General features: G+C 45.5%; 8 protein-coding genes and 1 tRNA gene. 4 read left to right on the top strand and 5 right to left on the bottom strand.

The features are described from left to right. Nucleotides 1-68 precede the first annotated feature (68 nt). Nucleotides 69-150, bottom strand: a tRNA-Leu gene (locus tag HMPREF0650_RS01865). Between the two features lie 820 nt (nucleotides 151-970). After that, on the bottom strand, nucleotides 971-1630 hold the full coding sequence (locus HMPREF0650_RS01855) for an HAD family hydrolase (RefSeq protein WP_004347870.1): 660 nt from the start codon (nucleotides 1628-1630) through the stop codon (nucleotides 971-973). A gap of 556 nt (nucleotides 1631-2186) precedes the next feature. Here HMPREF0650_RS01855 and HMPREF0650_RS01845 point away from each other — a divergent pair. From HMPREF0650_RS01845 to HMPREF0650_RS01835, 3 genes are all read left to right on the top strand, one after another. Next, the gene (locus HMPREF0650_RS01845; RefSeq protein WP_004347867.1) at nucleotides 2187-3719 is read left to right on the top strand and encodes a GH3 auxin-responsive promoter family protein; all 1533 of its coding nucleotides are present in this window, start codon (nucleotides 2187-2189) and stop codon (nucleotides 3717-3719) included. A 21-nt stretch (nucleotides 3720-3740) separates the two neighbouring features. After that, nucleotides 3741-5783 carry an Ig-like domain-containing protein gene (locus HMPREF0650_RS01840; RefSeq protein ID WP_004347865.1) on the top strand — a complete coding sequence of 681 codons (2043 nt, stop codon included), beginning with the start codon at nucleotides 3741-3743 and terminating at the stop codon, nucleotides 5781-5783. A 79-nt stretch (nucleotides 5784-5862) separates the two neighbouring features. Further along, a complete protein-coding gene (locus HMPREF0650_RS01835; RefSeq protein WP_040562109.1) occupies nucleotides 5863-6675 on the top strand; it encodes a DUF3108 domain-containing protein in 813 nt (270 codons plus the stop codon). A gap of 131 nt (nucleotides 6676-6806) precedes the next feature. Here the strand turns inward: HMPREF0650_RS01835 and HMPREF0650_RS01830 are convergent, their stop codons facing one another. The 3 genes from HMPREF0650_RS01830 to pckA all read right to left on the bottom strand — a co-directional run bounded on the left by HMPREF0650_RS01830 (nucleotide 6807) and on the right by pckA (nucleotide 11282). Next, the gene (locus tag HMPREF0650_RS01830; protein WP_004347860.1) at nucleotides 6807-8996 is read right to left on the bottom strand and encodes a glutamine synthetase III family protein; all 2190 of its coding nucleotides are present in this window, start codon (nucleotides 8994-8996) and stop codon (nucleotides 6807-6809) included. 263 nt (nucleotides 8997-9259) lie between these two features. Continuing rightward, nucleotides 9260-9535, bottom strand: a complete 276-nt coding sequence (locus HMPREF0650_RS01825) for a putative quinol monooxygenase (RefSeq protein WP_004347859.1) — start codon at nucleotides 9533-9535, stop codon at nucleotides 9260-9262. Nucleotides 9536-9668: 133 nt separating this feature from the next. Beyond that, nucleotides 9669-11282 carry a phosphoenolpyruvate carboxykinase (ATP) gene (pckA, locus tag HMPREF0650_RS01820; RefSeq protein WP_004347857.1) on the bottom strand — a complete coding sequence of 538 codons (1614 nt, stop codon included), beginning with the start codon at nucleotides 11280-11282 and terminating at the stop codon, nucleotides 9669-9671. A 245-nt stretch (nucleotides 11283-11527) separates the two neighbouring features. Between pckA and upp the strand changes: the two genes are divergently transcribed. Continuing rightward, complete coding sequence (gene upp, locus HMPREF0650_RS01815; protein ID WP_004347856.1) at nucleotides 11528-12187, top strand: uracil phosphoribosyltransferase; 660 nt, start codon at nucleotides 11528-11530, stop codon at nucleotides 12185-12187. Nucleotides 12188-12796: the final 609 nt, after the last annotated feature.

The raw sequence follows: 12796 nt of genomic DNA, 5'->3' as shown, positions 1-12796 counted from the left end.
GATAATGCTCATGCCGAGCGTACAAAGAAAAATCCCTTGTAAATCGCTGATTTACAAGGGATTTGTAGTACCCAGACCCGGGCTCGAACCGGGATGGGTTGCCCCACTGGTGTTTGAGACCAGCGCGTCTACCTATTCCGCCATCTGGGCTTAATTGCGGATGCAAAGATACGGTGTTTTTTCTAATGCGCCAAACATTTTACAAAAAAGTTGCTCACGCAGCGTACTCGGAGAAAACAATTTTCTCCACACTGACATGACCTATCACAACAAGCCAAAAGGGAGTTGAGGCGATGAGGATAGGCCGTTACCAGCATCACACAGCCTGACATCCATATCGTCAAAAGCAAAAAAATGATGCTGCAAAAGGAAAACGACATCAAACAGTTGGTGAAATCAGCAAACTGAACGGATGAAAACAAAAGGCTCAACGGATGAAAACAGAAAATCGAACGGATGAAAACAAAAGACTGAACGAGTGAAAACAGAAAACTCAATGGTTGAAAACACGGTGTTTGGCATACGAAATATTTTGACAACCGTGCCAAATACTCGCATATTTGCAACCAAACGAGTGATTGGTCGAAAATAGGCGATTTTTCTATCTATCCATTTTTCAACTACTTACATCACATAGGCGCATCGGTGCACTTGCAAAAGCAATGCTTTAAGGCTGCAAAGGCATTGAGATTGGGGTATCAAGGCCTTGACTTTGAAGGGCAAACCACATGTTATAGAATGGTAAACTGCATGCTATTGAATTAAAACTGACTTTCAATTGCAAAACAAGGTGCCAAAAAGCATCCAAAAAGAGCTGATTTTTTCTAAAATGATTGTTTTGAAAATACCAAAAATATGTACAATTATAAAAAAACTTAGGATAAACTCATTGGCGTCTGTCTGGACGACAGAAAGATAATCAAGTCCACCCCACCCTTCGATGTTTGGTGCTACCAGCTTGGTCAGGGCATCATGCCTCAAGCGTTTTGACAACTTGGAGAAGCTGACTGAAATCGTCTATGATGAACTCGGTATGAATCTCTTCCAGTTGGCAACGTGTGCCATTGCCATACGTCACGCCACAGGTATGGATGCTGGCATTCTGCCCCATCTCGATATCATACACCGTGTCGCCCACGACAAGTGCCTCCCCTGGCTGAATGCCTAAATGCTCAAGCGTTTGATTCACCGCCTCGGGATGTGGCTTTGCATGCGTCACGTCGTTGGCACTGACCACATGCGTGATGATTTCCTCTAAACCAAACGTCTCCACAAAGTCCATCAGCGAGTGGCGGGAACGACTGCTGGCAATGGTGAGCACATACCCCAAACGATGTAACTCACGCATGGTTTCCAATACATGGGGAAACAATGGAACCGCCCCCGGGACGTTGTTCTCATGAAACACTTGATTATAGGCTTCCACACAGCGGTCGCCCATCTCGTCAGTCATGGGTATCAAGTCTGTAAACGTCTGCTTCAAGGGCAAGCCAATCATTCGACTGCACTCCTCACGACTGCGCTGCTCAAGTCCCAATCGGTTGATTACCTCGAGCATGGTATTGGTAATGAGAGTTTGTGTATCAGCCAACGTGCCGTCAAAATCCAGGATAATTGCTTTGATTTTCATTGAGTTATCTTTTTTATCGAGTTGCAAAGGTAACGAAAAAGAAACAAACAGACCTTGCCTACCTGTTACTTTTCGATGAATAATAAGAATAGCCCCTCCCCCATCCCCTCCCCGAAAGGGAGGGGAGTAGTTAGCTTGTTTGTTGTATTTTATTGATGGTACGCCTTTTCATCAGCTGCCATACCCACTGGATTCATCGTGTTGCGCGTTGCAAGATACGCTTTCTACGATGGTATGTGGAGATTTTCAGGGAGGTAACATCCCCGCATTCTTGTTTATTAAAATTAGTAAATTATGCCTGTGTTACAAAAGTTTAGGCTAATTTTGCATAAGATAGGCATCGTCTTAGCAAAGAAAGTAAACTTCCTTTGCATTCGGCTCGCACTATCTTTGCATGAAACAGGCTGCGCCTTAGCAATTACAAACAAGCTTGATTGCATTCGGCTTGCACTATCTTTGCATAAGATAGGCATCGCCTTAGCAAAGTAAGTAAACTTCCTTTGCTTTCGGCTCGCACTATCTTTCACATAAAATAGATAAACGACAGGAATAAAAAATGGGGTTAACACGTATCGCGGCTCACTTCTTTTCATCACGACAAAAGGAGATTGAGCGACACGCCAAACAAGCTGACTTAACGCAACAGCAGGTGCTGCAGCATCTTCTTGAACGGGCGAAGGACACGGAATATGGCCGAAATCATCTCTTTGGCAGCACCAAAACCTACGAAGATTTTGCCAAAAACGTACCTGTTAACACCTACGAAGAACTGAAAGGTGACATCGACCGCATGCGCCACGGCGAAGAAAACGTGCTTTGGCCGGGGCAAGTGAAATGGTATGCCAAGTCATCGGGAACAACCAACGACAAGAGTAAGTTTATTCCTGTTTCCAACGAGGGGCTCAACCGAATTCATTACCAAGGTGGAAAAGACACCGTGGCGCTTTACCTTCGCAACAATCCCGACAGTAGGATGTTCGACGGAAAGGGTCTGATATTGGGCGGAAGCCACTCTCCTAATTATAATCTGCACAACTCTTTGGTGGGTGATTTGAGCGCCATTCTCATCGAAAACATCAACCCATTGGTCAACTTGGTGCGCGTTCCCAAGAAATCAACCGCACTGTTGCAGGATTTTGAGGTGAAGCGTGACCGCATAGCCCGCGAGACATTGAACCAAAACGTCACCAACCTCTCTGGCGTTCCGTCATGGATGCTGTCGGTGTTGGTGCGCGTCATGGAACTGAGTGGCAAGAAACACCTCGAAGAAGTGTGGCCTAACCTGGAAGTATTCTTCCATGGTGGCATCGCTTTCACGCCCTATCGCCCACAATATGAGCAGCTTATCACGTCGCCAAACATGCACTACATGGAGACCTACAACGCCAGTGAGGGATTCTTCGGCATACAGAGCGACCCCGGTGACGCGTCGATGTTGCTCATGACCGACTATGACGTTTTCTACGAGTTCATCCCCATGGACGAGTATGGAACGGAGCATCCAACGGTATTGCCACTGGCCGACGTGGAGTTGGACAAGAATTATGCGGTGCTCATTTCAACCTCATGCGGACTATGGCGATACATGATTGGCGACACGGTGAAGTTTACATCGCGCCAACCCTATAAGTTCATCATCACAGGCCGCACCAAATACTTCATCAATGCCTATGGTGAAGAGCTCATCATGGACAATGCCGAGAAGGGATTGGCCTACGCTTGCGAGCAGACAGTGGCCGAAATTAAGGAATACACGGCCGCACCTGTATACATGGACAGTAAGGCCAAATGTCGTCATCAATGGCTCATTGAGTTTGCCAAGGCACCAAATGACCTAAAAAAGTTTGCCAACATTCTGGACAAACGACTGCAAGAACTGAACAGTGACTATGAGGCTAAACGCTTTCATGACATCACGTTACAGCATTTGGAGATTGTTGTGGCACGCCCAAACTTATTCAACGACTGGCTGAAGATGAAGGGTAAACTGGGCGGACAACATAAGATTCCACGACTATCGAACAGTCGTAAGGTTATTGAAGAGCTGCTCGAGCTGAACCAAGAGCCTGCGGAAACCCAACAGGCATAACCCGCTAACAAACACAAGTATATGAATATCAATCAACAGAAACGCTTCAAAAGGTACACGCTCATGGCTCGTCATGCCACGAACAATGTCCGCGGCATGCAGTTGACTGCCCTGTTGATGCTGGTTCTTTTATTAGTTTCGTGCGCTCGAATGGGTCAACCCGATGGCGGATGGTATGATGAAACACCGCCTAAGGTCATCAGTACCTCGCCAAAAGAAGGTACCACACAGGTGACGAGCAAGAAAATTTACATCAATTTCAATGAGTTCATCAAGCTGGAGAATGCCACCGAGAAGGTGGTAGTATCGCCTCCACAACTGGAAGCGCCTGAGATAAAATCGCAAGGAAAGCGAATTCTCGTGGAACTGAAAGACAGCTTAAAGCCCAATGCCACCTATACCATCGACTTCAGTGATGCCATCTCTGACAACAATGAGGGCAACCCACTGGGCAATTACACTTACAGTTTCTCCACAGGCGATAAGATAGACACAATGGAAGTAAGTGGATATGTGCTTGAAGCCGAGAACCTTGAGCCCATCAAGGGAATCCTCGTGGGGCTGTATGCCGACCAGAGTGACAGCATCTTCCGCAAGCAACCCATGCTGCGCGTATCACGAACCGACAGCAGAGGGCGCTTCACCATCCGCGGTATCGCCAACGGAAGCTACCGAGTGTTTGCCTTGCAAGATGCCGATGGTGACTATGTCTTCAACCAGAAGAGTGAGAAGGTGGCCTTCTCGCGCGAACTTGTCACGACAACCTCTAAACCAGACGTACGGCAAGACACCATTTGGGCCGACTCGTTGCACATCAAAGCCATCAATCAGGTGAAGTACACGCACTTTCTGCCCGATGACATCACGCTCAGAGCCTTTACAGAAATACAATCTGACCGATACCTCATCAAGACCGAACGTAAAGAGCCAAACAACTTTTCGCTGTTTTTCAGCTATGGCAGCAAAGAGGTCCCGCAGATTAAAGGCCTCAACTTTGACGCCAAAGACGCGTTCATCATGGAGTCGAATCCGCGTGGGGACACCCTCACTTATTGGCTGCGTGACACCACACTTATCAACCAAGACTCGCTTGAGGTTGAACTCAAATACCAAGCCAGCGATTCTACTGGTCAGCTACACCTACAAACAGACACCCTCATGATGCTGGCCAAACAGCCTTATGCCAAACGGCTCAAGCAAGCGCAGAAACGCTTGGAAGAGTGGAACAAGAAACAAGAACGGGCGAAGAAGAGGGGGGAACCTTACGATTCTATCATGCCAAAAGAGGCTCTTGAGGTCAAGTTGAGTGTCAGTTCGGCTCTCGCACCCGATCAGAATGTTGAGTTCAACTTCACCACACCATTGGCCGTGCTCGACACATCCAAAGTACATCTGTACTCAAAGCAAGACACGCTGTGGTATGTTTCGCCCTTCGAAATAGAACAACAACGCGACACATCCATCGTACCGTTCAATGATGCCTACATCAAAAACACGAGAAACTACATGTTGAGGGGCGAATGGCGTCCCAATATCGAATACAGTCTTGAACTGGACAGTGCTGCGTTTGTTGACATATACGGCAAGGCATCGAACAAAATCAAACAAGGTTTCAAGGTAAAGTCAAACGATGAGTTCAGCACCATCTTGCTTACCATTACCGGAGCTGATGGCAAACCGTTGGTGGTTCAGTTGCTGGACAATTCGGACAAGCCCGTTAAACAGGTTCGCACCTCCAATGGTATGGCTCAATTCTTCTACGTTGAACCGCGCGAATACTATGTGCGCCTGTTTATAGACGCTAACAACAACGGCAAATGGGACACGGGCGATTACGACAAGGGTGTGCAGCCTGAAGAGGTGTATTATTATCCCAAGAAGATAACTTGCAGGGCCAAGTGGGACTTTAACGAGACATGGAATCTGACGAGTACGCCCATTTACAGACAGAAACCAACAGAAATAACTAAACAGAAAGGCGAGAAACAGCGCAAAATACAAAGCAGAAATGCGAAACGCGCACTCGACCTGGGTAAAGAATACATTCCCGGAATGATGAAATAAGCCTATGCTGCCAGCCAAACAATGCTGGCTAATCTACTATGTGCAGGCGTTTCTGGGAGATAAAAACGACAACATGAAAATGAAAATATTTAGAAACATAGCAATTCTTTCGCTTCTTTTAGGGGTGTTTACCGCATCCCATGCACAGTGTAACATGACGAATACCGCCTTCAAATCGGGCGAGTACTTGTCATACAACCTATATTTCAATTGGAAATTTGTATGGGTCAAGGTAGGTTCAGCCACCATGTCGGTGGTACAGACGAGGTACAACAACCAGCCAGCCTACCGTGGTTCGCTCATTACACGCAGCAACAGCAAGGCCGACAACCTGTTTGTTCTGCGTGATACCCTACAGGCATACACCTCATTAAAACTCGCTCCGCAATACTATCGCAAGGCTGCCAATGAGGGAGGTCGATACTATGTCGACGAAGTATTCTATTCCTATCCCAACGGACGCGTTCATGTCAAGCAACATCAGATATCCAGTAAAGGTGTTCACGAGTGGAAACAGTCTGACATGAGAGACTGTGTTTACGATATGTTGAACATCTTCATGCGGGCCAGATCGTTCGATCCATCCAAATGGAAGAAAGGACATGCCTATCGTTTCACGATGATAGACGGGAATAAGTCAAGGCCCGCCCTACTGAAATACCGAGGGAAAACCACCGTTAAGGCCGACAATGGGAGGAAATATAGATGTCTGCATCTGTCGTACATGGAAAGGGATGATGGCAAATTCAAACGAGTTGTCGACTTCTATGTGAGCGATGACACCAATCATGTGCCTATACGTTTGGACATGTTTCTTAAGTTTGGATCGGCCAAAGCATTCTTGGTGGGAATGAGAGGCGTGCGAAATAACATGGCTTCACAAGTAAGATAAACAAGAGGTGCTATCCTCTAAACAACAAAAACAGGCTGCCTTGCACATCAAGTCAGCCTGTTTTCGTTCTGAAGCAAACTACGATTCCACATCAATAAGTTTGGCCTGGGTTCACATGCCGACATACTTGCTTATCTGATGAACATCAGTTCGCGGTATTTGGGCAACGTCCAAAGCTCATCACTGACTATCAGTTCGAGTTTATCTATATGATAGCGTATGGTTTCTATCATTGGTTCAACGTTATCATGGTAGGCGATGGCCTTCTCTCTCTCGTTCTCTATCTTGTTGGCAACCTTGCGGGCATTAATCAATTCTTCCACTCCTGTCTCGATGATCTTTGTGCGTTCAGCAATCTCCAGAATAATCTTTTTGTTGCGACAGGTCAGCTTTTCCGCTTCGTCACGGTTAAAAATCTCAAACATACGCGCCACGTTGTTGGCTAATTGACTTTGATAAAAGGTCGCAACCGGAATGATATGGTTCATCGTGAGGTCACCCATAACGCGTGCCTCAATCTGTATTTTCTTGGTGTACATTTCCCATTTCACCTCATTGCGCGCCACCAACTCGCTTCGTGTCATCACCCCTGTGCTCTCAAACATCTTGATGCTGTCTTCGTCAAGATAACGGTCAAAAATGACAGGACAACTGTTTTCACAGTCCAGACCACGTCGCTTGGCTTCTTCTACCCATTCTTCACTGTACCCGTTGCCATCAAAATGGATGGGCTTACAGGTCTTGATGTCCTCACGAAGAACGTCAATGATAGCTGATGTTTGGTCTTCACCCTGCTCAATCAGCGCATCCACGCGCTCCTTGAAGTTGGTCAAAGCCTCCGCCATAGCTGCATTGAGCACCAGCATAGAGCAGGCACAGTTGGCTTCTGAACCTACGGCGCGGAACTCAAAGCGATTACCTGTGAAGGCAAACGGACTGGTTCTGTTGCGGTCTGTATTGTCTATGAACAGCTCAGGAATCTCTGGAATGTCCAACATCATCCCCTGTTTACCGTGCAAGGTGAACAAATCTTCTTTGTCAGCCACCTCAATATGGTTCAACAACTCGGTGAGTTGCGTACCCAAGAACGATGAAATGATGGCGGGTGGTGCCTCGTTTGCGCCCAATCGATGTGCGTTGGTGGCACTCATAATAGATGCCTTGAGCAGTCCGTTATGTTTGTATACACTCATCAACGTTTCCACCAAGAACACCACGAAGCGCAGGTTGTCCTCGGCTGTCTTGCCAGGTGCATGAAGCAACACGCCCGTATCGGTGCACAAGCTCCAGTTGTTGTGCTTGCCACTGCCGTTCACTCCGGCAAAAGGTTTCTCGTGTAACAGCACACGAAAACCATGTCTGCGTGCCACACGTTTCATCAGTGACATGAGCAACATGTTGTGGTCAATGGCCAAGTTACACTCCTCGAAGATGGGAGCTAGCTCAAATTGGTTGGGTGCCACCTCGTTATGCCGGGTCTTACACGGTATGCCAAGCTCGAGAGCCTGTATCTCCAAGTCTTTCATGAACGCCTGCACACGATCTGGAATGGTACCCAAATAATGGTCATCCATTTGCTGATTCTTGGCAGAATCATGTCCCATGAGCGTACGACCCGTCAACATTAGGTCGGGACGCGCATGGTATAAATCCTCGTCTACCAGGAAATATTCCTGCTCCCAGCCCAGATTGGCCCGCACTTTCTTCACGTTGGGATCGAAATAACGACAAACTTGCGTTGCTGCCACATCCACTGCATGGAGCGAACGCAACAGAGGAGCCTTGTAATCGAGAGCCTCACCCGTATACGATATAAAGATAGTGGGAATACAAAGCGTATCATCAATGATGAAAACTGGTGACGTTGGATCCCAAGCCGAATAACCTCGCGCCTCAAAAGTGTTGCGAATGCCTCCGTTGGGAAACGAAGATGAGTCGGCTTCTTGCTGAACTAATAACTTTCCACTAAACTCTTCAATCATGCCACCCTTACCGTCAAACTCCACAAAGGCGTCATGTTTCTCTGCAGTTCCTTCCGTCAAAGGTTGAAACCAGTGCGTGTAATGCGTCACTCCGTTTTCTTGTGCCCAGTGTTTCATACCCGTTGCCACGGCATCTGCAATGGAACGATTGAAATGGGCACCATTGTCAATCACATCAGTGAGTTGCTGGAACACGTCTTCCGGCAAGTATTTCTGCATTTTTGCACGGTTAAAGACGTATTTACCAAAGTACTCTGAAGGCCGTTCCTTAGGAGCCTTCACAGCCAATGGGGCTTTCTTTGAAGCCTCAGTAACTGCTTGAAATCTGAAATTTTCCATTGTCTATCTTACTTATATTTTGCTTTTATTGGCCGAATATCACCCCAATGAAAGGCCTTACAAAGGTACAATAAAGAAATGAAACTTGTGCATAGTGACACCAATTGTTAACTTTTCATCCAATGGGGGTAAGTAATTCAAATCACAAGGGATAAAAAGAGCGACACAACTCCCACGATTCTTAGGACTTGTGTCGCTTCTTATCGATGAATAATAAGCTTCTTACCTATTAATAATAGATGGTGTGGTTCTATGAATAAGCTTTAGAACATGAATTTTTCCAACTTCATCTTGCCAAAAGTCTCTATCTCTGGTACCAGATGCAAGAAATGTGGAGCATTGGCATGTTTGTCCAGAGATTCTTGGTCTTTCCATGTTTCACAAAACATAAATACGCCAGGAATGGTTGTGCTTTCAAAGAAGTCGTAACTGATACAACCCTCGTCTTGACGCGACTTGTCTACGAGTTGGTTTGCAAGTGATAGTACTCGTTGACGATCCTTCTCATTTACTTTCAAGAATGCGTTTAGTCTGATCATGATTGAATTTTGGTTTTAAATGGTTATAAATATGATTTTTTTAAAAGGTTATGTACACAAAGGTAAAAAGGGGCTTATTCATCATCCGTCAATGAATAAGCCCCAGTCTATATGAATCGTGTCTTAATCAGATTTAGAGCTGAGGACCAGCAGCTACAAGTGCCTTACCAGCTTCGTTAGTTGTGTACTTCACGAAGTTCTTCTGGAAGCGAGCAGCCAAGTCTTTTGCTTTCTCATCCCACTGTGATGCGTCTTTGTAAGTGTCACGAGGATCGAGAATCTCTGTAGCAACACCTTCCAACTTGGTAGGAACTACGAAGTTGAAGTAAGGAATAGTCTTAGTAGGAGCCTCGTCGATAGAGTGGTTCAAGATAGCATCGATGATACCACGCGTGTCACGGATAGAGATACGTTTGCCCGTACCGTTCCAGCCAGTGTTCACCAAGTAAGCTTTCGCGCCATTCTTCTTCATCTTCTTCACCAACTCTTCAGCATATTTTGTTGGGTGCAATTCAAGGAATGCCTGACCGAAACAAGCTGAGAAAGTAGGAGTAGGCTCTGTAATACCACGCTCTGTACCTGCCAATTTAGCGGTGAAGCCAGAGAGGAAATAATACTTAGTTTGCTCCTCGTTCAAGATAGATACTGGAGGCAATACACCGAAAGCGTCAGCACTCAAGAAGATCACTTGCTTAGCAGCTGGACCAGCAGAGATAGGCTTCACGATGTTCTTAATGTGGTAGATAGGATAAGATACACGCGTATTCTCTGTGCGGCTCTTGTCTGTAAAGTCAATCTTACCATTCTCGTCTACAATCACGTTCTCCAACAGAGCGTCGCGCTTGATGGCATTGTAGATATCAGGCTCTGATTCTTTGTCAAGGTTGATTACCTTAGCATAGCAACCACCTTCGAAGTTGAAGATACCTTTATCGTCCCATCCGTGCTCGTCGTCACCAATCAACAAACGTTTGGGGTCGGTAGACAAGGTTGTCTTACCTGTTCCAGACAATCCGAAGAAGATAGCGGTGTTCTCACCGTTCATGTCAGTGTTGGCAGAGCAGTGCATCGAAGCAATACCCTTCAGTGGCAAGTAGTAGTTCATCATAGAGAACATACCCTTCTTCATTTCACCACCGTACCAAGTGTTCAAGATAACCTGCTCTTTGGTCGTTACGTTGAAAGCAACGCAAGTTTCAGAGTTCAAGCCCAGTTCCTTGTAGTTCTCTACCTTAGCCTTAGAAGCATTGTAAACAATGAAGTCGGGCTCCTGGTCGAGTTCTTCCTGGTTGATAGGACGGATGAACATGTTGGTCACAAAGTGAGCCTGCCATGCCACCTCAACGATGAAGCGAATCTTCATGCGAGTGTCTTTGTTGGCACCGCAGAAACCGTCAACTACGAACAAACGCTTGTTAGAAAGTTCTTTCTTTGCCAACTCATTAACAACCTTCCAAGCGTCTTCTGTCATCTTGTGGTTGTCGTTCTTATATTCATCTGAGGTCCACCAAACAGTGTCGTGAGAGTTTGCATCATCAACGATAAACTTATCCTTAGGTGAACGACCGGTGTAAATACCTGTTTGAACACAAACTGCACCCAGTTCGGTTTCTTGGCCTTTCTCAAAGCCTTCCAGACCTTCTTTGGTCTCTTCTTCAAACAACACTTCGTAAGAAGGATTGTAAACAACTTCTGTTGTACCTGTAATTCCGTACTTTTCCAGTACCGATTTATCAAACTTTGCCATTATATTTAAATGTATTTAAGTGTGAATAATTATTCTGTTTTACGTCATTTCTTTGACGACTACAAAATTAACTAAAATAAATAGGTTGACAAATTTTAGCTTGTAAAAAATGTATATAGGCTGTACTCATTAGGTTAAAGAAATGAAAAAAGAACGCATGGCACTGACATTTGCAATTTTCACTTTGCAAAAATAAACGGAAAATGCCTATTTTTGCACGGTGAAAACATAACATACGCTACGCAATGAAAATTATCAACCTAAGTGAGTCTAACTCTATCATCAATCAATATTTGGCTGAGACGAGAGATGTAGACTACCAAAAGAACCGCTTGCTGTTTCGTAACAACATCCAGAGAATTGGTGAACTGGAGGCTTACGAGATTTCCAAGCAATTGGATTACGAAACCAAGGATGTTACTACCCCATTGGGTATTTCACAAGTCAACGTACCTGCCGACAAGATTGTCTTGGCAACCATCTTCCGCGCCGGTCTTCCCTTTCACAACGGATTCCTCAATATCTTCGACCATGCGGGCAACGCCTTTGTTTCTGCCTACCGCGAATACACCGACGAGGAACACCACAACATTGGCGTTCATGTAGAATACTTGGCTACACCAAGCATCGACGGTAAGACGTTGATTATCGCCGACCCCATGTTGGCCACCGGTGCCTCTATGGAATTGGGCTACAAGGCTTTCCTCACCAAGGGCACACCCAAGCGTATTCACGTAGCATGCGTCATCGCCAGTCCGGAAGGTATCGAACACATCCAGAAGACTTTCCCCGAGGAGAAAACCACTATCTGGTGCGCTGCCATCGATCCGGGACTGAACGAGCACCAATACATCGTACCGGGATTCGGGGATGCTGGTGACCTTTGCTACGGCGAAAAGCTGTAACCACACTCCTACCGCAAGACGTAATTCGTTGATGAAAGGCATCATCACGCATCAAAATGATGATGAATTTTCTTGACAACATACTTCCTTATATTTGGCGTATTTGCAAACAACTTCTCTTAAGGTTGCAAATACGCCAAAAATGAGCGTTTTTCGTATCTCATTCAGGCTCAATACATTGTGTCTTCATCCCTGTATGAAGCTGCGTTTTCGTTATCTTTTTCAAGCCAATAGCATTGCTTTTATCCCGCAATATACATGCTTTTGCGGCATGATGTCATAGTTATTGCGGCGCAAAGTCATGCATATAGCAACCCTAACTCATGGCTATTGCATCGAAATCTTATTTTTCTCACTCAAAAATCTCAATTTTGCTTCCTCTATGCCTATTATTTTTTTCTATTTTATCAAATATGAAGTGCCGTTTTAAGGCCATTATTTGGTAAATAATTAGGACATTTATCAGTATGGTATTCTTTGCGGTTGCACGATAAATCAGTGCTGTTTCATCCTCTTCCCACAACGTTGGTGCTTGCCGTGTTACGAGCGTTTAGGTAGATGTTTTTTAATAAAATTCAGTATTTATACAATCCATATCTTATTTTTTTC

The sequence above is a fragment of the Hoylesella buccalis ATCC 35310 genome (assembly GCF_000177075.1).
Classification (GTDB): domain Bacteria; phylum Bacteroidota; class Bacteroidia; order Bacteroidales; family Bacteroidaceae; genus Prevotella; species Prevotella buccalis.
Note: the sequence above shows the minus strand (reverse complement) of the source record. Positions and strands in the feature narration are given on the sequence as shown.